Here is a 19,853-nt window from a genome sequence, read left to right as displayed (position 1 = left end):
CCCCTGATGACGCCTCAACCCGCCTGGCCCGGAGACGCGCTGCTCGACGAGCTGCACGACGCGCTGACTCGGTACGTGATCCTGCCCAGCCAGCACGCCACCAATGCCGTCGTGCTCTGGATCGCCGCCACCCACGCACAACCCGCCTGGGCACACGCCCCGCGGCTGGTCATCCGCGCCCCCGAGAAGCGCTGCGGCAAATCGCGATTGCTCGACGTTGTGGAGGCCACCAGCCACGACCCATTCCTGACCGTCAACGCCAGCACCGCCGCGGTCTACCGCTCCATCACCGACGACCCACCCACCATGCTCGTCGACGAAGCCGACACCATCTTCGGCGCCAACGCCGAAGCGAACGAAGACCTACGGGGTCTGCTCAACGCCGGGCACCAACGCAACCGGCCGGCCAAGCGCTACGACGCCGCCACCCACCAAGTCGAATCCATCCCCACCTTCGCCATGGCGGCCCTAGCCGGGATCGGCACGATGCCCGACACCATCGAAGACCGCGCCGTGATCGTGCGGATGCGCCGCCGCGCACCCGGCGAGTCGGTACTGCCCTACCGGCACCGGCGCGACCGCCCGGCGCTGCTCGAACTCGCCGAACAGGTCGGCAACTGGCTCCGCAGCGACCTTCCCGTCCTGGAGCGCGCCGCGCCCTCGATGCCCGTCGAGGATCGTGCGGCTGACACGTGGGAACCGCTGATCGTCGTCGCTGACCACGCGGGCGGTGACTGGCCCGACCGTGCCAGGCAAGCAGCCCTTGCGCTCATCGCCGAAGCCCAAGGCGACAACGAAGGAACCCTGCGCACCCGCCTGCTTATCGACTGCCGCACGGTCTTCGGCGACCAGTCAGAAATCTCCAGCGCCGATCTCACGCGGCAGCTCAACGCCGACCCCGAAGCCCCGTGGCACGACTACGGCAGCCATGGGCTCACCCAAGCCAAGCTCGCCAAGTTACTGACCGAGTTCGACATCAAGTCCGGCAACGTCCGCTTCCCCGACGGCAGCCAAGCGAAGGGCTACCGCCGCAGCGACTTCCACGACGCCTGGAACCGCTACTGCCCAGCCGACGAGGGCGAGCCGTCCCCGCCGTCCCAAGCGTCTCCGCCCAGCTCAGCGCGGGACGGCTTGACCCTCTGGGACGGCTTAAGCCGTCCCACCGAACCCAGCCGTCCCAACCTGACCAGCATCGCGACGCCTGGGACGGCTGGGACGGGCACCCCCACCACCGACGAGAAGGGAGCCGCGTGACCGACCGCTCCACCGAGATCGCCGCCACCCTCGCGAAGCTCGCCGCGCTGCTGGCCGAGGAAGAGCCCGCCCCACCAGTGGAAGAACGGACGGTCCGCTCCCTGCCGAGCCGAGTGCTGCTCACCGTCGAGGAAGCCGCCCAGCAACTCGGCATCGGCCGTACCACCGCCTACGCATTGGTCCGTTCCGGCGAACTCGAATCAGTTCACATCGGCCGACTCCGCCGTATCCCCAAGGAGGCCATCGATCAGTACGCGGCCCGACTCATCCAGGAACGCCCGAGCCAGCAACAAGCAGCCTGAGGAGCCTCGTGTGGAGAAAAAGGCCAGGAACGCCAACGGCCGCTCGAGCATCTACCTGGGCGCTAACGGTTATTGGCACGGCCGGGTCACGATGGGCGTTGCCGACGACGGCGAGCCCATTCGACGACACGTGCAGCGTAAGGACCGAGATGAGGTTGTCGACGAAGTCGAAAAACTCGAACGCGCCCGTGCCGAGGGGAGGGTTGACCAGCCGGGCCGTACGAGGTTCCGACGAGTCGAAGATCTGCTGACCTACTGGGTGGAGGAGGTCGCGCCGCTGACGGTTCGATACAAGACGCTGCGCGGATACCGCACTGCGATCTACAAGCACCTGAACCCTGGCATCGGTGCGCATCGGCTCGACCGCATCCAGCAACACCCGGAGTACTTCGAGAAGCTGTACCGGAAGATGCTGGACGCCGGATACCAACCGGCGACGGTGCACCAAGCACACCGCACCGCCCGGACCGCCTTCGGTGAAGCGCTGCGGCGCGGCTACATCCACCGCAACCCGGTAGCGCTTGCCAAGGCTCCCAGGGTTGAGGAAGAAGAGATCGAGCCGTTGGATCCCGACGAGGTCCAACAGGTGCTCAAGGCCGCTCTTCAACGGCGGAATGGAGTCCGGTACGTGGTCGCACTCGCTCTGGGCATCCGCCAGGGCGAGGCGCTGGGACTCAAGTGGAAACACTTCGACCGGCGCAAGAAGGCCCTGAAGATCCGAGAAGCGATACAGCGCCGAACTTGGGAGCACGGCTGCTCCGATCCGCACACGTGCGGCGCGAAGTACCACAAGGTCAAGCCGTGCCCGCCGACCTGCAAGCGCCACACTCGCGCGTGCCCACCACCGTGCCCGCAGGATTGCACCGACCATGCAAGGTGGTGCCCCAAGCGGCACGGCGGCGGCCTTGTCCTGGTGGAGCTGAAGTCCTCTGCGGGGCGGCGCACGATCGGATTGCCTGACGAGCTGTTCCAGACCCTCTTGCAGCATGAAGAGCAGCAAAAGGCCGAACGGGACCTAGCAGGCACCGAGTGGCACGAAGGCGGGTTCGTCTTCACACAGCCCAACGGCAAACCGCTCGACCCGCGGCGGGACCTCGACGAGTGGAAGGAACTGCTGGAGGAGGCTGGTGTTCGTGAAGCTCGACTGCACGACGCACGTCACACCGCAGCAACCACCCTGCTGATCCTCGGAGTCCCCGACCGGACGGTCATGGAGCTGATGGGCTGGTCCACCCCGACGATGAAGAAGCGCTACATGCACGTCACCGACGAGATCCGGCGAGACGTCGCCGACCGGCTCAACGCGCTCCTGTGGAACGACAACTGAGACCAAAACTGAGACCAAACGAGCCCCACCGAAAGTGGTGGGGCTCGTTTTTGCTGGTATGAGCGGTGGCCAGGGGCGGGGTCGAACCGCCGACCTTCCGCTTTTCAGGCGGACGCTCGTACCAACTGAGCTACCTGGCCGTGGCGCCCGGCTCCTCAGCCGATCGCTCTGGCGACCCAGACGGGACTTGAACCCGCGACCTCCGCCGTGACAGGGCGGCGCGCTGACCAACTGCGCCACTGGGCCATGTGCTGTTGTAGCGTACCCCCAACGGGATTCGAACCCGCGCTACCGCCTTGAAAGGGCGGCGTCCTAGGCCGCTAGACGATGGGGGCTTGGCCGATTCGGAACCGACCCGGCCTTGCCTCCTACCGGCTTTCCCTTCGCGGGGCGCCCCGTTCGGAGTGATTAAAGCTTACGACACGACCTTGGCGGGCTCCAAACCGGGGGGTCCGTTGCGCGCGGGCCGCCCTCCCGCGGCCGCCGGAGCGGCCGCGACAATGCCTAATAGTAGCGCTTTGACCAGCGTTTTTCACGCCTCAGCCGGGGTGCTTCGATGGGCGCCGGGCAGCCGGCGGAGGTGGCCGAGCGGGGTCGGCGAGCGCTTCGGAGGCGCTCCGCGGCTAAAAACCGGATCGTGTGACGCCGCTCTCAGCGGCCAGCGGGGGGAGCGCTCACCGACGGGTTCTCCCGCAACCACTCCGCGCTGGCGATACCGCCGAGCATCACCCGCCACACGTCGCCGATCTGCTGGGTCATGCCGGTCGCGCGTCGCTGCGCGCCGAGCACCCGCACGCCGACGAGGGCCGCGTGCACCACGCGGGTCGCCGCCACCGGATCGACCCCGGAACGCAGCAGGCCGCGCTGCGCGGAACGCCGGAACAGCTCTCCGAGCCGCTGCTCCCAGTCCAGCGCGGAGCCGTTGTCGCGCTGCGCCAGTTGCGTGCCCGCGCGGATCACCACGTCCCGCTCCAGGATCCGCACCGCCTCGTCGACGATGCCGACCGCGGTGGTCAGCGGGTCGAGTCCGCGTTCGGTCCAGCGCTGCCAGACCTTCGACCACGCCTGCGACTGGAAGCGGACCAGCGCGGCGGCTACCGCCTCCTTCGACGGGAAGTGGAAGTAGAACGCGCCTTTGGTGACGCCGCTGCGGCGAAGGATGGCGCTCAACGGCGTGGCCTCGTAGCCGGTGCGGTCGAACTCCTCGGCAGCAGCGATGACGATGGCACGACGGGTGACTTGCGCCCGGCGCTGCTGGGGCATGGCGCGGCTCCGGCGGCTGGAACGTGGACCGCGCCGCTGCGCGAGCGGTGACATTCACCAATGCGGTGACGCAGTCCACGAAAGGATGATCAACTACGCCACGCGAAGTTACCGCGCTGCACCGTCGGCTGCCCATGCGCCGTGCCCGTGTCACACCGGTGACCACTGCGGGACCGAGCGGTGACCTGGACGGAACGGGAAAGAAACCTCGCGGTATGTTTCCCGCAGGCCGGGCGCGGCTCGGCCGGTTCCTTCCCCCGCGAGGCGGGCGACCGGGGGGTGCACGCCTCGCGGGGAAGGTTCCGCACGCCGGATCGCCGATCCGCTCCCGGGATCGCCGCCGAGCAGGCGCGGCCGCGGACGGTGCGCTTCTCCGAAGTAGCAGAGTCCGACACCGCGCAGCGCGGTTCGCCGACACCGCAACCGTTTCCGGCCGCGGCCGCGGGTTCAGCGGATGACCGGCGGCTCGCCGTCCTCGTCGTCCGGGACGAGTCCGAGCATGTCCAGCAGCAGCCGGCAGTCCTCGGTGTCCGCCGCGCTGCGGGCGACCGCTATGCGCGCTCTGTGCACCTGGTCGGCGGTGATCCGGGCGGGCTCACCGCTGCGCGGAGCGGGCACCGCCGAGGATCCTCGGTGGGCGGTTTCCTCCTGCTGCCACAGGAACTTTCGCACGTCCAGCGACCCGTACATGACGCCTCCCCGGCTCGGGTTTCGGCCGCAGGTTATCCACAGGCTGTCAACAGCCGCAGCCCCCCACAGAGTGATTCGTTTAGGACGCTGCGTAATCAGACGCTCTGATCGATCCACTTCGGAATCACCCAGCGAGCCCGCTCCGGCGACACCCGACAAGCGATCCACATCGGACGCACGGGCGGTAGCCGGCGCCCGCGAGCGGTCGGCGGCGCTGCGCGTTTCGCCAGAGGGAACGGGTCCGGCGCAAGCGGTGCGGTTCTCCGCGAATCCCTCCCCAAATCAGGGAGCGCGTGCCACAATCAGGTCGCTGACACACCCCCGGTCAGCGACTGTGGAGATCCCCTCCGACCCCCGCGCTCCTCCCCCTGGCGTGGGGGTCCTCCGCTGTTCGGGGCAAGTGTGTCGACACCGTCGGTCATCCGCTCAGACGCGCGGCGGGCAGCACCTGGAGCTCCGCCCGAGCAGTGCCGACCACCCAGACGTCGCCGTTGCGCGGATCCACCGCGACGTCGTTGGGCTGCTGCACCGCGGGAAGCAACCGCGGCGCGGCGGGCGTCCCATCCGGCCGGATGTCGAGCACCGCGAGCTGGTTCGTGTTCGCCGAGGTCGCGTACGCCCTGCCGCGCGCCGGGTCGGTTGCCAGGCCGTACGCCCGCCCGGGCAGCGGTGCGGCGCCGAGCTGCCGCGGCCGCCCGGTGACCGAAAAGGTGAGCACCGCATGTCCGCGCGTGTCGGCCACCGCTACGCGGCCTTCGCCGATCGGCCGGACATGGCTCGGCCCCAGACCTGCCGGCAGCACCGCGACCTCGCGCAGCGTCGACGCGTCGAACACGTGCAGCCGGTTGCCGCGGACGTCCACGGCGGCGATGCGCCCGCCGGTGGCGGTGAGGCCGCCGGGCTGGGCCAAGCCGGGCAGCTCCCGCACCATCCGCCCGTCGCGCACCACACCGACGGATCCGCCCATCTCGTTGCTCACGAACACGGTTTCGCCGACCTGCGCGGCGTCGTGCGGTTGCGGGCCGACGGGGACCTCGCCGAGGACCTGTCCGCTCGGCACGGCCACCCGGGCCACTCGCCCGGTGTTCTCCCCGAGCACCAGGACTTCGCCGGGCCGCCCGGTGACCAGGTGCCGGGCCGCCCCGGGTGCGGGCACGACGTCGACCCGCCGGGTGTCGAGGTCGACCATGGCGAGCCGGTCGGGTTCGCGCAGCGCCACGACGAGCGTGCGCGAGCCCGGTTCGACCACCGCGCCTTCGGGAGCGCCCGCGGGCAGCGAAAGGTCACCGGTGGCCGCGGTCTGCGCGGGCGCTTGCTCGGGTTCGGCCGGCGGTGGCAGCGGCTGCGGCGCAGCGGGCGGTGGCGGAGGAGGCGGTGCGGGTGGCGCGGCGCATCCGGTGAGCGCGGTAGCGATCGCGAACAACAGCAAGGCGGGTTTGCGCATGGGTTTTCCTCAGCCGCGGGAGAGTTCGGCGAACCAGCGGTGGCGGTCCTGCGCCGTCCAGATCAGGGCGAAACCGGCGGCCTCGCCCAACCGGCGCAGCGTGTCGGTGTCGAGCTCGGCCCACGGGAACCACGGACCGCGGTGCAGTCGTGCGGAGCCGGTGCGCAGCCCGGTTCCGGGAGAACCGGTCTCGATCAGCGCGGTCCCGCCCGGGCGCAGCAGCGCCCGCACCCGCCCGAGCAGTTCGACGGGATTCCCGCCGATGCCGATGTTCCCGTCGGCGAGCAGCACGTGCTGCCACTCGCCTTCGTCCGGCACGTCGTCGAAAACGCTGCCCAGCATTGCGCGGCAGCCGTGTCCGGTGGTGAGCCGCACGGCCTCCGGTGAGGTGTCGATCCCCAGCACCGGTACATCGCGGACCGCCAACGCGCGGACGAACCGGCCCGGTCCGCAGCCGACGTCCAGCGTGCTGCCGCGGCAGCGCCGCACCAACCGGGCATCGAGGTCGTCGGGATCGGCGAACCAGCGCCGCACTTGCAGCTCGGTGGTGGTGCCGTTGTCGTGCTCCAGCACGCTGGCGCGGCCCTGCAGGACGGCGTCGAACGCGGCGCTCAACGCGCCTCCCCGACCGGCGCGGGCACGTCGCTCAGTGCGGCGGCGAAGCGGGTTCGCGGGGCGAGCGCGGCGACCTGGTGGGCGTCGTCGATCGTGTCCACGTCGGCGAGCGCGGGCAGCGACAGCACCGAAAGTCCGCGTCCGAGCAACGCGGAGCGGGTGTGCTCGCCGGTGTCCGGCCGGGACATGGGCACGTTCCGCAGCACGTCGGCGTGGCGCGGGTCGCGCAGCCCGAGGCCCCACCAGCCACCGTCCTCGGCGGGTCCGAGCACCGCGTCCGGGAGGCGCTGCGCGGGACCGCGCGCCAGGCGGGCCAGCGCCGCTTCGAGCAGGGCGCTGGTGATCTGCGGGGTGTCCATGCCGATCTGGAGCACCGGAGCTCCGGGCAACGCGGCCGCGACGTCGCTGTGCGCGGCGGCGAGCCGTTCGCCGAGACCGTCGCCGCGTTGTTGGAACACCGTCACGCCTGCCAGGGCCTCTGCGACATCGGTGGCGCGCGCCGCGTTGCCGAGGTCGCCGGTCCACCCGACGAACGTCCGCCCGCCTGCGACGTCACCGGCGGCTTCGAGGGTGTCGAGCAGGCTGGCTGCGGCGATGTCGGCGGCGGCCGCAGCGCCTGCCGCGGGCGCCAGTCTGGTTTTGGCCTTGCCCGGTTCGGGGGCTTTGGCGATCACCAGGATCGCCGCCTCCGCGGGGACTTCCCGCTGGGCGGGCGGCGGACAGTCGGACTCCGGCATGGCGGCGCTCCACGGTCGGTGAAATGTCTACATGTGCATTTCGGAGCCGATCAGTGCGCCGATTGGGCGGAATTCGTCTCAGGCCGGCGGGTAGCCCAGCGGGGTCCGGTCCCCTTCCCAGCCCCAGCGGCGTTGCGAGCTGGTCGCGGTGTCGTAGGCGTCGCGGCGCATCGGGTAGTCGACTTGCACCAGGCTTCCCCAATCCTGGTGCAGCGGCTCGTCCTCGGCCCCCAGCAACCGGGTCGCCATGGTCGTTTCCCGGCCGACCTGCCGGATGCCCGCGAAGGCCCCGCCGATCTCGCGCACGAACGACGCCTGGCCGTCGAATCCCAATTCCTTGGGCGGGGTGAGCAGCATCGTCGGTGCTTGCGCGAGCCCGCCCGACACGCGGGGGGTGCGTCGGACGCACGGCGCGTCCCAGATCATCGACCAGTCGACGTAGGTCGGTCCGCGGCCGAGGGAAGCCCGCAGCGGCGCGATGTCGCGCACGCGCGGACCAGTGGTGGCGAGCCACCCGCCGGAGTCGACCGTGGCGTCGACGGCCTTGATCCGCACCGTGTTCGCCTCCGGCGGCACGTCGCGGACGGACAGCTCGCGCCAGGACGGGTGATCCTGCGGCGTGTCTTCCACGACGCGATCGCTGGGATAGGTGCGCCGCGCGGCGCGGTCGTCGCCGGAGTCGTCCAGCACCCGCTGCCCGAGCGGCTGGGCGTCGCGGCCGAACTCCAGCACCAGCCGGTTTCCGTCGCCGGTGCGACCGGCCGCCGAGACGGTGAGTTCCTGGTTCTGCCGCAGCTCGGGCAGGCCGAACCAGCGCGTGGTGAGTTCACCGGTACCGGCGGCGCCGCCGTCGAGGCTGCCCCAGAGGTTCTTGGCGCTGCCGCTACCGGGCGCCGACGGCGGCGGCGAGTTCTTCGCGTAGCCGCCGAGCTCGGTGAACCCGGTGGATTCGTCGGTGCCGCCGGAAGGTTCCAGCGTGCGCACGTCGGTGGTGGTCACGACCTCGTCCACGATGCCGCAGTCGTCGCCGGTCAAGGCATCGATGTTCTGCCCGCCGACGGAGTAGCCGTCGCTTTGCCGGATGGGGGCGATGACGAACGAGGCGAGCAGCACCGCCACTCCGGTCGCGACGGCCAGCCCGCCGAGCCACGCGGGCATCCGGCCGAGCGCGGCGCGCCAATGCCGCCTGCCGAAGATCAGCAGCACCACTGCGAGCCCGATCCACAGCAGCGGGCTGTTGAACGGCGCGAACGGCGTTTCCTCGTGCGGCACGCCGAAATCGCCGTAGAGGAACCACTCGTTCTTGCCGGCGAACGCGACGCTGACGCCGATCACCAGCAGCACGCTGCCGAACAACCCGACCAGCTCGTTCCGCGCGGCCACCAGCAGCACCGCGGAGACCGTCAACGCGACGGCTCCGATGCCCGCGAGCGCTCCGAAGTAATGCGTCCACTTCGACGGCGTGAACCACAGCAGCCCGAGCGCCACCGCGAGCGACACCGGCGCGACGTGCGCGTTGCGCAGGCCGGGCAGCCCGCGCCCGCCGCGCGCGAGCAGCAGTCCAGCACAAGCCAGCAGCGGCAACGTGATCAACACCGGCAATCGGCGACCGAGACCGCCTTGCTCGTCATCGAAGCCCAGCAGGTACTCGTAGCGCCGGATCTCCTCGAACCACGGCACGTTCGGCCCGTAGAACTGGTGCAGCTCGGTGGCTCTGCTGACCCCGTACCAGGACTGATCGGCGAACATCGCCACGAGCCCCACCGCCGCGAGGCACGCCATGAGGGCGAACGCGCCCCACGGCGCTCCCGATGCGCGCAACGTCCGCCGGATCCGCGGGGCCAGGATCAGCAGCGGTGCTGCCGCGGTGAGCCCGACCGGGTTCACGGCCACGGTGAGGCCGGTGGCCAGCGCGCCGCAGCCGAGCAGCAGCAGGCTCTCGCGCTGCAGGCCGCGCAGCACGCACGTGAGCACGGCAGTCGCGCCGAACGCGACGAACGGCTCCGGCCGCACCCCCAGGTCGAACGGCAGCCACCACACGAGCAGCGCGCCGGCCAGCAGGGCCCGCACCCATGGTCGCCGCGCGTGCTCCGGCAGCAGCACCGGAAGTGCACCGCGGCTGAGCAGCAGCCAGGTGGCGAGCACCGCGATCAGGCTCGGCACCCGCAGCAGCAGCGGGCTCGCGTGCGCCGCGATCAGCGGCTGGACGAGGTGGAGCACCGCGGTGAACGGTGATTCGGCCGCGTTCTCCCAGCGGAAGTAGTTCGTGAACGCGCCGGAGCCGAGCCCGTTGCGGACGATGCCTTCGGTGAACCCGTCGTCGGGAGTGCGCGGCCCGAGCAGCGTCCACGCGAGCAGTGCGACGAGCATCCCCAGGTCTACGCCCCAGCGCATTGAGCGGCGGATGCGACTCGAGTCCGCAGTGGACGAATCGGACGTCGCCGGTTCGTCGGACGAGTCCGCGGGACGCACCCGCACCCGCCCGAGCAGGACGAGCGCGGCGGCCGCGAGGGCGAGCTGCACGGCGATCAGCGCGATCTTCCCGCCGGTCGGCGAACTCTCGAACCACGTGCTGGTCCGCGCCCGGACCGTCATCCCGTCGCCTTGATCGCCGGACAGGTCGGTGGCGAACGCGAAGACCTCGCGCACCCGGTCCTGCGGGTACTGCGAGGTGTTCGCGCCGACGCGGACCGTGCTGCCGTCGCCGGTGGCGTCGAGCCGCACCGAGCAGTCACCCGCCGGGATCGGGGTGCGCTGCACCTGCCTGCCGCCGATCTGCACCAGCAGATCGCCGTCGGCGGTCACGAGCGCGAAGCCCTTGGAAGCCGCGCCGGGGTTGGTGCTGGAGACCAGCGTCGCCGGTTCTGGACGCGCCTGCGCTGCGCGCACCACCGGGCACGGGACGTCGACGTGGGTTTCGGCGGGCGCGTACGGGACGAAGAACGCGGTGGTGGATTCCGGGGACTCGCCCGCTTTCGGCCACGTCACGGTGGTCTCGTCGGCGAGCACCGGCGCGAACGGCAGCAGCACCGCCGCCAGCAACCCGAGGATGCCGATGACCAGCGCGGGAGCCGATCTCAGCGGGGAACCGGCGGCGGAGTTCGGATGCGCGGACACGCCCGGACACTGCCATCCCGGTGCTGCGGCCCTGCGGCCGAGGCCGACACGCGGGCGGTGAGTGACCACACAAGGCTCGGTCGTTCGCAATAGAACCGTTATCGTGTCCGGCGTGGCTCTAGGACGAATCAAGGCCGGACTACGGCAGCAGGAACAACGCGGCAGGCCCGCGAACCAGCAGCCCGAGGAACCGGATCACGAAATGGACTCCTACCTCGCAGCCCTCGCGCCGGAGGAGGACAGCAGCAACGAGACCACCGGCACGGGTCAGCGGTTCGGCGGCTCGCAGGTCTACCAGCTGCGGCTGCCGCTGATGGCCAACGAGCAGCTCAAGGAGATCGCGGCCCGGCGCGGCACCTCGCCAGCGGCGCTGGCCAGGGACTGGGTGATGCAGCACCTGTCGGACTCGCCCAGCCCGGCACCGGCCGACCCGGAACCGATGCGGACGCACCACACCCCGGACGGCACGCCCGCTTGGCCGCAGCAGGAGGACACCCGCCGGTTCGGCGGCGATCCCGCGGCGCACTACGGTTTCCCGGCCGCGGAGACCGACACCGAGATCACCATTCCGCGCGGTCCGCTGCGCTGACCCCCCGCCCGATCCGACCCCCGAACCCCCATCTGAAACCGCAGCACGCTTTCCCCGAACTTCCCCCCGAAACCCCGGATCCTGCTGCCGGTGAAGGCGCCCCCCGACCGCCTTCACCGGCAGCTCTTCCGCGCCTCAGCCGACGCCGAGCTCCCGGGAGATCAGCATCCGCTGCACCTCGCTGGTGCCTTCACCGATCTCCAGGATCTTCGCGTCGCGGTAGAACCGACCGACCGGCGTCTCGTTCATGAACCCGTAGCCGCCGAAGATCTGGGTGGCCTCCCGCGCGTTGTCCATCGCCGCGTTCGACGAGGTCAGCTTGGCCAGCGCGGCCTGCTTGCGGAACGGTTCGCCGCGCAGCATCCGCGAGGCCGCGTCGTAGTAGGCCAGCCGCGCGGTGTGCGCGCGCAACTCCATGTCCGCGATCTTGAACTGGATCGCCTGGTACTCGCCGATGTGCTGGCCGAAGGCTTCGCGTTCCGCGGCGTAGCGCACGCATTCGTCGACGCAGCCCTGCGCGAGCCCGGTGCCCAGCGCGGCGATCGCGATCCGCCCCTCGGCGAGGATCGACAGGAACTGCGCGTAGCCGCGGCCGCGTTCGCCGAGCAGGTTCGCGGCGGGCACCCGGCAGTCGTCGAAGCCGAGTTCGTGGGTGTCCGATGCGTTCCAGCCGACCTTCGAGTACTTCGGCGCGACGGTGAACCCTGGCGTGCCGGAGGGCACGACGATGGTGGAGATCTCCTTGCCACCGTCGGGTTTCCGGCCGGTGACGGCGGTGACGGTGACGAACGCGGTCAGGTCGGTGCCGGAGTTGGTGATGAACGACTTGGAGCCGTTGATGACCCACTCGTCGCCGTCCAGCGCGGCGGTGGTCCGGGTGGCGCCCGCGTCGGAGCCGCCGCCCGGTTCGGTCAGCCCGAACGCGCCGAGCACCTCCCCGCTGCACAGGCCGGGCAGCCAGCGCCCGCGCTGCGCGCTGTCGCCGAAGCGGCGGATCGGCATGATGCCGAGGGAAACGCCGGCCTCCAGCGTGATCGCCAGCGAGGAGTCCACTTTGGCCAATTCCTCCAGCGCCAGGCACAGCGCGAAGTAGTCCCCGCCCATGCCGCCGTAGGACTCCTCGACCGGCAGCCCGAACAGCCCCATCGAGCCCATGGTGCGCACCAGCGGGTAAGGGAATTCGGCGCGCTCGTAGTAGTCGCCGATGACCGGAGCGACTTCCTTGCGGGCGAAGGTCCGCACGGAGTCGCGCAGTGCCTCGTGCTCCTCGCTGAGCCGGTGGTCGATCATTTCAGGACTCCTCGTGGTGAGCGGGATGCGCGGTGACGACGGCCAGCGGCTCGTCCAGGCCCACCGACTGTCCTTTTCGGACGTTCACGGCGGTGATCGTGCCGTCGGCGGGAGAAGTGACGATGTGCTCCATCTTCATCGCCTCGACGACGAACAGCGTCTGTCCCTTGTGGACTTCTGCGCCGGTGGTGGCGTCCGCGCTGAGCACCGTGCCGGGCATCGGGCTGGTGACCGCACCGCCCGCGCCGCCCGCGTCCTCATCGGGGCCTGCCAGCAGCCGGTGCTCGTGCACCGCCCAGGTCCGCCCCTCCGCCGCCAGCCACGTCGTGTCGCCGTCGCGTGCGCAGCGGAAGCGGTGCGTCCGGCGGCGATAGGTGAGGGTGAGCAGATCGCCGTCGAGCACCGCGCTCGCGGGGCCGCCCTCCTCGCCGGTCGCGACCTCCGCATCGGCGGCGCGCCCGCGCACCCGCACCTCGCCGGCCGCGAAGCGCCACGTGCTCCACGCCGGTTCGCCGAGCCGCCAACCGCTCGGCACCTCCCACGGGTCGACCACCGGACCGCCCGGTTCGGCCGCGGCGAGGTCGAACAGCGCCGCCGCGACCGGCACTTCCGGCGGCATCGGATCGGTGGTGAGCGCTTCGGACTCCCGCTCGACCAGCCCGGTGTCCAGCCGCCCGGCCAGCACGTCGGGATGGCCGAGCAGGTTGCGCAGGAACGCGATGTTCGTGGTCAGGCCCAGCACCGCCGTTTCGGCCAGCGCGGCGTCCAGCTTGCGCACCGCGTCCGCGCGCGCCGGGCCCCATGCGACGACCTTCGCCAGCATCGGGTCGTAGTCCGAGCCGACGACCGTGCCCTGCGAGATCCCGGAATCCACCCGCACACCGGCGGGTTCGTGCACCGCGAGCACTCGGCCGCCGGTGGGCAGGAAGCCGCGGGTGGGATCTTCCGCGTAGACGCGGGCCTCCACGGCGTGCCCGTCGAGGCGCAGGTCCTCCTGCGCGAAGGGCAGCGCCTCCCCGGCCGCGACGCGGACCTGCTGCTCGACCAGGTCGACGCCGCGCTGTTCGCCGACGGCGGTGACCAGCTCGGTCACCGGGTGCTCGACCTGCAGCCGGGTGTTCATCTCCATGAAGAAGAACTCGTCCGGCCGGTCCGCGGAGACGATGAACTCCACCGTTCCCGCCCCGGCGTAGCCCACCGAGCGGGCGACGGCGACCGCCGCGGCACCGATGCGCTCCCGCGTCGAGGCGTCCAGCAGCGCGGACGGCGCCTCCTCGATGATCTTCTGGTGGCGGCGCTGCAAGCTGCACTCGCGCTCGCCGAGGTGGACAGCGCCGCCGCGGGAATCAGCGAGGACCTGCACCTCGATGTGCCGCGGGCGGGCCACGAAGCGCTCCGCGAACAGCGTGTCGTCGCCGAACGCGGCGGCGGCCTCGCGGCGCGCGGAGGTGATCTGCTCGGGCAGCCGCTCCGGGGACTCGACCAGCCGCATCCCCTTGCCACCGCCACCTGCGGACGGCTTGAGCAGCACCGGATACCCCACTTCGCGGGCTGCTTCGACGAGGTCCGCGTCGGTCATGCCGGGATCGCTGCGGCCGGGCACCACCGGGACTCCGGCCGCGGTCACGGTGGCCTTGGCGCGGATCTTGTCGCCCATCGCTTCGATCGCGCTCGCTGGCGGTCCGATGAAGGCCAGGCCCGCGTCTTCGCAGGCGCGGGCGAACTCCGCGTTCTCGGACAGGAAGCCGTAACCGGGGTGCACGGCCTGCGCACCGGTCCGCTCGGCGGCTTCGAGCACCCTGGCGGCGTCGAGGTAGCTCCGATTCGCTCCGATGTGGACGGAGGTGTCGGCCTCGGCCACGTGCCGCGCGCCGCGGTCGGCATCGGTGTGCACCGCGATGGCGCGGACGCCCATCCGCCGCAGCGTCCGGATCACCCGGACCGCGATCTCGCCCCGGTTCGCCACCAGCACCGCGCCGATGGATCCCGTCACAGCACCTCACCTCACATCCGGAAGACGCCGTAGCCGACCTGCTCCAGCGGCGCGTTGCCCGCAGCCGACAGCGCCAGGCCGAGCACCGTGCGGGTCTGCTTCGGGTCGATCACGCCGTCGTCCCACAACCGAGCCGTCGAGTAGTACGGATGCCCCTGCTGCTCGTACTGCTCGCGGACCGGGCGCTTGAACTCCTCCTCGGCCTCGGCGGGCCAGTCCTCGCCGCGGGACTCCTTCTGGTCGCGGCGCACGGTCGAGAGCACCGAGGCGGCCTGCTCGCCGCCCATCACGGAGATCCGCGCGTTCGGCCACATCCACAGGAACCGCGGCGAATACGCCCGCCCGCACATCGAGTAGTTCCCGGCGCCGAACGAACCGCCGATGACCACGGTGAACTTCGGGACCCGCGCGCAGGCCACGGCGGTGACCATCTTCGCGCCGTGCTTGGCGATCCCGCTCGCCTCGTAGTCCTTGCCGACCATGAACCCGGAGATGTTCTGCAGGAACACCAACGGGATCGAGCGCTTGTCGCAGAGTTCGATGAAGTGCGCGCCCTTGAGCGCGGACTCGCCGAACAGGATGCCGTTGTTGGCCACGATCCCCACCGGATGCCCGTGCAGCCGGGCGAATCCGGTGACCAGCGTGCTGCCGTAGTCGCGCTTGAACTCCTGGAACCGGCTCCCGTCCACGATCCGCGCGATGACCTCGTGCACGTCGTAAGGAGTTCTGCTGTCGGTGGGCACCGCCGCGTACAGATCTTCCGGTGGCACGACGGGTTCCTCGATCGGCAGGACGTCCCACGGCCGCGGCTCGCGCGGGCCGAGCGTGCTGACGATGGAGCGCACGATGCGCAGCGCGTCGGCGTCGTCGGCCGCGAGGTGGTCGGTCACCCCGGAAGTGCGCGAATGCAGCTCACCGCCGCCGAGCTCCTCGGCGGTGACCTCCGCGCCGGTCGCGGCCTTCACCAGCGGCGGACCGCCGAGGAAGATCGTGCCCTGCGCGCGCACGATCACCGCTTCATCGCTCATCGCGGGGACGTAGGCGCCACCGGCGGTGCAGGAGCCGAGCACCGCGGCGATCTGCGGGATGCCGCGGGCCGACATCGTGGCCTGGTTGAAGAAGATCCGCCCGAAGTGCTCGCGGTCCGGGAAAACCTCGTCCTGCCGCGGCAGGAACGCGCCGCCGGAGTCCACCAGGTACAGGCACGGCAGGTTGTTGTGCAGCGCGACCTCTTGCGCGCGCAGGTGCTTCTTGACCGTCATCGGGTAGTAGGTGCCGCCCTTGACGGTGGCGTCGTTGGCGACGATCACGCACTCGCGCCCGGAGACCCGTCCGATGCCGGTGATGATCCCGGCCGAGGGCGCTTCGTCGTCGTAGAGGCCGTGCGCGGCCATCGGCGCGAGCTCCAGGAACGGCGAGCCCCGGTCCAGCAGCGCGTCCACCCGGTCGCGCGGCAGCAGCTTGCCGCGCTCGGTGTGCCGGGCGCGGGACTTCTCCGGACCGCCGAGCCGGGCGCGGGCGAGCTCGGCGTTGAGGTCGTCGACCAGCGCCTCGTGCTCGGCGGCGAACCGCGCGGCGGGTTCGGCGGCCGGGTCGAGTGCGCTGCTCAGAATGGGTGCGTCCACGGGCGAACCTTCCGCTCGCGCGGTGCCGATGGGGATCGGTTAGTCATCGTTAACATGGCCGATGTTAACGAGCGCTAACCGATGCGTCTAGTATCGGTTCCGATGACCGGCACCGCACGTCCGACCCGCCGCGAGCAACTGCTCGACGCTGCGGCGGAGCTGTTCGCCCGCTACGGCTTCCACGGCGTGGGCATCGACGACATCGGCCGGGCCGTCGGCATCTCCGGTCCCGCGCTGTACCGGCACTTCCGCAGCAAGGACGCGATGCTCGCGGAGATGCTCACCGGCATCAGCGACCGGCTGCTCGACGGCGGCCGCAGCCGCGCGGACACGACCGGCGAACCGCGGGCGGCGCTGGAGGAGCTGGTGCGCTGGCACGTCGAGTTCGCCCTCACCAACCCCGCGCTGATCAGCGTGCACATGCGCGACCTGGACAGCCTCGCGGAAACCGATCACCACCGGGTGCGCGAGGTGCAGCGCTCGTACGTGGAGGTCTGGGTGGAGGTGCTGCGCCGGGCGCGGCCGGACCTGGACGTGCCGACGGCGCGGGCGGCCGCGCACGCGGTGCTCGGGCTGATCAACTCGACGCCGTACAGCGCGCACCTGGACACCGCCGCGATGGGCGCGCTGCTGCACCGCATGGCACTGGCCGCGCTGGAAGGCTGAGCCGCCGGAACACGGCGCGCTGCCCGGGTTCCGGCGAGCTACCCGGGTTCCGGGGAGCCACCCAGACCCAGTGAGCTACCCGGTGCTGGCGAGCCACTGGGGTTCCGGCGAGCTACCCGGTCCCGGTGAGTTACCCGAACTCCGGCGAGCTACCCGGCCAGCGGCACGCCGTCGACTTCGGTGGTCAACCCGTCCGCGTGCAGGCACAGGTACCCGGCGATCGCGCGGGCACCGTCCAACGGTTCCGGGTAGGACCAGGCCGCGTCCGGGATGAGCCGGTCATCCGTGTGCAGCGAGCGGTAGGACGCGGTGCCCTTGTACGGGCACACCGTGTGCGTCGCGCTCGGCCCGAACAGGTCGGTGCGCACGTCCTCGGGCGGCAGGTAGTAGCGGTTCGGCAGACCGGTCTCGGACAGCAGCTTCGCGCGCCTGCTCTCGGCCACCACGACATCCCCGGCCAGCACCCGCACGTGCCGTCCGGTGCTGCGCACGTCGACCCGGTGGTACGGGTCGCGGATGTGGCCGAAGACCTCTTCGTCCTCGTCGAACCAGGCGTCCATCGCAGCCCAGTAGACGGCGGCGTAGCCGTCCAGCCAGGTCGCGTCCTCGGTGGGCTGCGGGTAGGTCCACACCGCGTTCTCCGCGATGCGATCACCGACGCGCACGGAGCGGTAGGCGGCGTCGCCCTTGAACGGGCAGTGCGTGCTGTGCGCGGTGGGTTCGAGCAGGTCCGTGCGCAGGTCCCGCTCCGGGACGTAGAGCTGCGGGAGCAGGTTGCTCTCGTGCAGCAGCTTCGCGCCGGTGCTGTCGAGGACCACCTGCCCGCCGAACAGCGCCCGCACGCGGCGCGGGAAGTCGTGCCAGAACAACCGGTGCGGCGGGCCGTCGATGCGGTAGTTCACCGTCTCCGGCGGCCGGGTGGTCAGCGGGCCGCCGCCGAGCGTGAGCGCCATGGTTCCCTCCGATGTCAGCCGTGATGCCGTACCTGGGCAACGCCCTGGCGAGCAGCGGCCTTCCACCGCTCACGGATCAAGCGCCGCACCGGATTGCAGGCGCCCACGACCGGGTCAAGACTGGCCGAACCGCCCGAGCAGCGGACAACACGTCGCCGAGCCGCAGGAGCTGGCATGGCCACCGTGCAACGACCCGTCCCGGAACCGACCCGCGCTTCCACCACGCCCCGGCCGTCGAAGAGTTCCAAGGTCGTTTCCTGGGCGCACAGCACGGACCCGAAGGTGATCGGCAAGCTCTACCTCGCCACGGCCTTCGGATATTTCGTCGCGGGTGGCCTGATGGCGCTGCTGATCCGGGGCGAGCTGGCGCAGCCGGGCCTGCAGTTCCTGTCCACCGAGCAGTACAACCAGCTGTTCACCATGCACGGCACGATCATGCTGCTGCTGTTCGCGACACCGATCGTGTTCGGTTTCGCCAACGTGATCCTGCCGCTGCAGATCGGTGCGCCGGACGTGGCGTTCCCGCGGCTCAACGCGCTGTCCTACTGGTTGTTCCTGTTCGGCGGGCTGATGGTGCTCAGCGGGTTCGTCTTCCCCGGCGGCGCGGCCGACTTCGGCTGGACCGGGTACACGCCGCTGTCCCGGTCGATGTTCAGCGCCGGGTTCGGCGGCGACATCTGGATCACCGGGCTGGTGGTCAGCGGGCTCGGCACCATTCTCGGCGGGGTCAACATGATCACGACGATCGTGTGCATGCGCGCACCCGGCATGACGATGTGGCGGATGCCGATCTTCACCTGGAACATCCTGGTGACCAGCATCCTGATCCTGATCGCCTTCCCGATCCTGACCGCGGCGCTGATGGGGCTGCTGGCCGACCGGCACCTCGGAGCGCACGTGTTCGACCCGGCCAACGGCGGGGTGATCCTCTGGCAGCACCTGTTCTGGTTCTTCGGGCACCCCGAGGTCTACATCGTGGCGCTGCCGTTCTTCGGCATCATCACCGAGATCATCCCGGTGTTCAGCCGCAAACCGCTGTTCGGCTACACCGGCCTGGTCTTCGCGACGCTGCTGATCGGCGGGCTCTCGGCGGTGGTCTGGGCGCACCACATGTTCGCCACCGGTGCGGTGCTGCTGCCGTTCTTCTCGTTCACCACGTTCCTGATCGCGGTGCCGACGGGGGTGAAGTTCTTCAACTGGATCGGCACCATGTGGCGCGGGCACATCACCTTCGAGACGCCGATGCTGTTCTCGGTCGGCTTCCTGGTCACGTTCCTGCTCGGCGGGCTGACGGGGGTGCTGCTGGCCGAGCCGGGCGTGGACTTCCACGTGCACGACACGTACTTCGTGGTGGCGCACTTCCACTACGTGCTGTTCGGCACGATCGTCTTCGCGGTGTTCGCCGGGATGTACTTCTGGTTCCCGAAGATGACCGGCCGGATGATGGACGAGCGGCTGGGCAAGCTGCACTTCTGGCTCACCTTCATCGGCTTCCACACCACGTTCCTGGTGCAGCACTGGCTCGGCAACGCCGGGATGCCGCGCCGCTACGCGGACTACCTGCCATCGGACGGGTTCACCGGGATGAACGTGGCCTCGACGGTGGGGGCGTTCATCCTGGGCGCTTCGATGCTGCCGTTCCTGTGGAACGTGTTCGTCAGCGCCCGGTTCGGCACCCCGGTGACCGTGGACGACCCCTGGGGGCACGGCAACTCGCTGGAGTGGGCCACTTCGTCCCCGCCGCCGCGGCACAACTTCACCGAACTGCCCCGCATCCGCTCGATCCGGCCGGCGTTCGAGCTGCACTACCCGCACATGGCGCGGCGGTTGGAGGAAGAGGCGCACGTCGGGCGCAGAGCCGGCTCCGAATGATCCGGGGCTCAGCGCCCGCGGACTCGGCCGTGATCACGGTGGGCGCTGTGCACAACGGCTTCGCGGCGAGCGTCCGACCTCGCACAAATCGTTTCGCGACCGGTAACGCGGGGGCA

16 protein-coding genes and 3 tRNA genes are annotated in these 19,853 nt (G+C 70.7%); 6 read left to right on the top strand and 13 right to left on the bottom strand.

The window, feature by feature from the left end; translation table 11 throughout:
* Positions 1-6 precede the first annotated feature (6 nt).
* The 3 genes from INP57_RS04965 to INP57_RS04955 are packed head-to-tail and all read left to right on the top strand — an operon-like array spanning position 7 to position 2,883.
* The gene (locus tag INP57_RS04965) at positions 7-1,254 is read left to right on the top strand and encodes a DUF3631 domain-containing protein (protein ID WP_233626940.1); all 1,248 of its coding nucleotides are present in this window, start codon (positions 7-9) and stop codon (positions 1,252-1,254) included.
* Positions 1,251-1,556, top strand: a complete 306-nt coding sequence (locus INP57_RS04960; protein ID WP_200068858.1) for a helix-turn-helix domain-containing protein — start codon at positions 1,251-1,253, stop codon at positions 1,554-1,556. The genes INP57_RS04965 and INP57_RS04960 overlap by 4 nt, the downstream gene beginning before the upstream one ends.
* A gap of 10 nt (positions 1,557-1,566) precedes the next feature.
* Positions 1,567-2,883: a tyrosine-type recombinase/integrase gene (locus INP57_RS04955; RefSeq protein ID WP_307849916.1), complete on the top strand. Its 1,317-nt coding sequence runs from the start codon at positions 1,567-1,569 to the stop codon at positions 2,881-2,883.
* A gap of 66 nt (positions 2,884-2,949) precedes the next feature.
* Here the strand turns inward: INP57_RS04955 and INP57_RS04950 are convergent.
* From INP57_RS04950 to INP57_RS04910, 9 genes are all read right to left on the bottom strand, one after another.
* Positions 2,950-3,023 (bottom strand) — tRNA-Phe (locus INP57_RS04950).
* Positions 3,024-3,052: 29 nt separating this feature from the next.
* A tRNA-Asp gene (locus INP57_RS04945) sits at positions 3,053-3,129 on the bottom strand.
* Between the two features lie 16 nt (positions 3,130-3,145).
* Positions 3,146-3,218 (bottom strand) — tRNA-Glu (locus tag INP57_RS04940).
* A 316-nt stretch (positions 3,219-3,534) separates the two neighbouring features.
* Positions 3,535-4,146 carry a TetR family transcriptional regulator gene (locus tag INP57_RS04935; protein ID WP_200068857.1) on the bottom strand — a complete coding sequence of 204 codons (612 nt, stop codon included), beginning with the start codon at positions 4,144-4,146 and terminating at the stop codon, positions 3,535-3,537.
* Between the two features lie 447 nt (positions 4,147-4,593).
* Entirely contained in the window at positions 4,594-4,836 is a 243-nt protein-coding gene (locus tag INP57_RS04930; RefSeq protein WP_200068856.1) for a hypothetical protein, read from the bottom strand.
* 418 nt (positions 4,837-5,254) lie between these two features.
* Positions 5,255-6,280, bottom strand: a complete 1,026-nt coding sequence (locus INP57_RS04925; RefSeq protein ID WP_200068855.1) for a YncE family protein — start codon at positions 6,278-6,280, stop codon at positions 5,255-5,257.
* Between the two features lie 9 nt (positions 6,281-6,289).
* Positions 6,290-6,895, bottom strand: a complete 606-nt coding sequence (locus tag INP57_RS04920) for a class I SAM-dependent methyltransferase (protein WP_233626937.1) — start codon at positions 6,893-6,895, stop codon at positions 6,290-6,292.
* Positions 6,892-7,632 carry a TIGR04282 family arsenosugar biosynthesis glycosyltransferase gene (locus INP57_RS04915; RefSeq protein ID WP_200068854.1) on the bottom strand — a complete coding sequence of 247 codons (741 nt, stop codon included), beginning with the start codon at positions 7,630-7,632 and terminating at the stop codon, positions 6,892-6,894. Before INP57_RS04915 ends, INP57_RS04920 begins: the two co-directional genes overlap by 4 nt.
* Positions 7,633-7,710: 78 nt before the next feature.
* A complete protein-coding gene (locus tag INP57_RS04910; RefSeq protein WP_307849915.1) occupies positions 7,711-10,749 on the bottom strand; it encodes an arabinosyltransferase domain-containing protein in 3,039 nt (1,012 codons plus the stop codon).
* A gap of 112 nt (positions 10,750-10,861) precedes the next feature.
* Here INP57_RS04910 and INP57_RS29350 point away from each other — a divergent pair, with 112 nt between their 5' ends.
* A complete protein-coding gene (locus INP57_RS29350; protein ID WP_295144161.1) occupies positions 10,862-11,338 on the top strand; it encodes a hypothetical protein in 477 nt (158 codons plus the stop codon).
* A 135-nt stretch (positions 11,339-11,473) separates the two neighbouring features.
* Here the strand turns inward: INP57_RS29350 and INP57_RS04900 are convergent, their stop codons facing one another.
* The 3 genes from INP57_RS04900 to INP57_RS04890 are packed head-to-tail and all read right to left on the bottom strand — an operon-like array spanning position 11,474 to position 16,246.
* Positions 11,474-12,628: an acyl-CoA dehydrogenase family protein gene (locus tag INP57_RS04900; RefSeq protein WP_200068853.1), complete on the bottom strand. Its 1,155-nt coding sequence runs from the start codon at positions 12,626-12,628 to the stop codon at positions 11,474-11,476.
* A gap of 1 nt (position 12,629) precedes the next feature.
* Positions 12,630-14,621: an acetyl/propionyl/methylcrotonyl-CoA carboxylase subunit alpha gene (locus tag INP57_RS04895; protein WP_307849914.1), complete on the bottom strand. Its 1,992-nt coding sequence runs from the start codon at positions 14,619-14,621 to the stop codon at positions 12,630-12,632.
* A gap of 11 nt (positions 14,622-14,632) precedes the next feature.
* Complete coding sequence (locus INP57_RS04890; protein WP_200068852.1) at positions 14,633-16,246, bottom strand: carboxyl transferase domain-containing protein; 1,614 nt, start codon at positions 16,244-16,246, stop codon at positions 14,633-14,635.
* Between the two features lie 102 nt (positions 16,247-16,348).
* Between INP57_RS04890 and INP57_RS04885 the strand changes: the two genes are divergently transcribed.
* Positions 16,349-16,912, top strand: coding sequence for an SACE_7040 family transcriptional regulator (locus INP57_RS04885; protein WP_200068851.1), 564 nt, complete (start codon positions 16,349-16,351; stop codon positions 16,910-16,912).
* A 149-nt stretch (positions 16,913-17,061) separates the two neighbouring features.
* On the opposite strand, the gene INP57_RS04880 is transcribed toward INP57_RS04885, so the two are convergent.
* Positions 17,062-17,865 (bottom strand): DUF427 domain-containing protein, encoded by an 804-nt coding sequence (locus INP57_RS04880; RefSeq protein WP_200068850.1) that lies wholly within the window; start codon positions 17,863-17,865, stop codon positions 17,062-17,064.
* Positions 17,866-18,039: 174 nt separating this feature from the next.
* Here INP57_RS04880 and ctaD point away from each other — a divergent pair, with 174 nt between their 5' ends.
* A complete protein-coding gene (gene ctaD / locus INP57_RS04875) occupies positions 18,040-19,737 on the top strand; it encodes an aa3-type cytochrome oxidase subunit I (protein ID WP_200068849.1) in 1,698 nt (565 codons plus the stop codon).
* Positions 19,738-19,853: the final 116 nt, after the last annotated feature.

Source organism: Saccharopolyspora galaxeae (genome assembly GCF_016526145.1).
GTDB classification, from domain to species: Bacteria; Actinomycetota; Actinomycetes; order Mycobacteriales; family Pseudonocardiaceae; genus Saccharopolyspora_C; species Saccharopolyspora_C galaxeae.
This window is presented reverse-complemented; position numbering and strand designations above follow the sequence as displayed.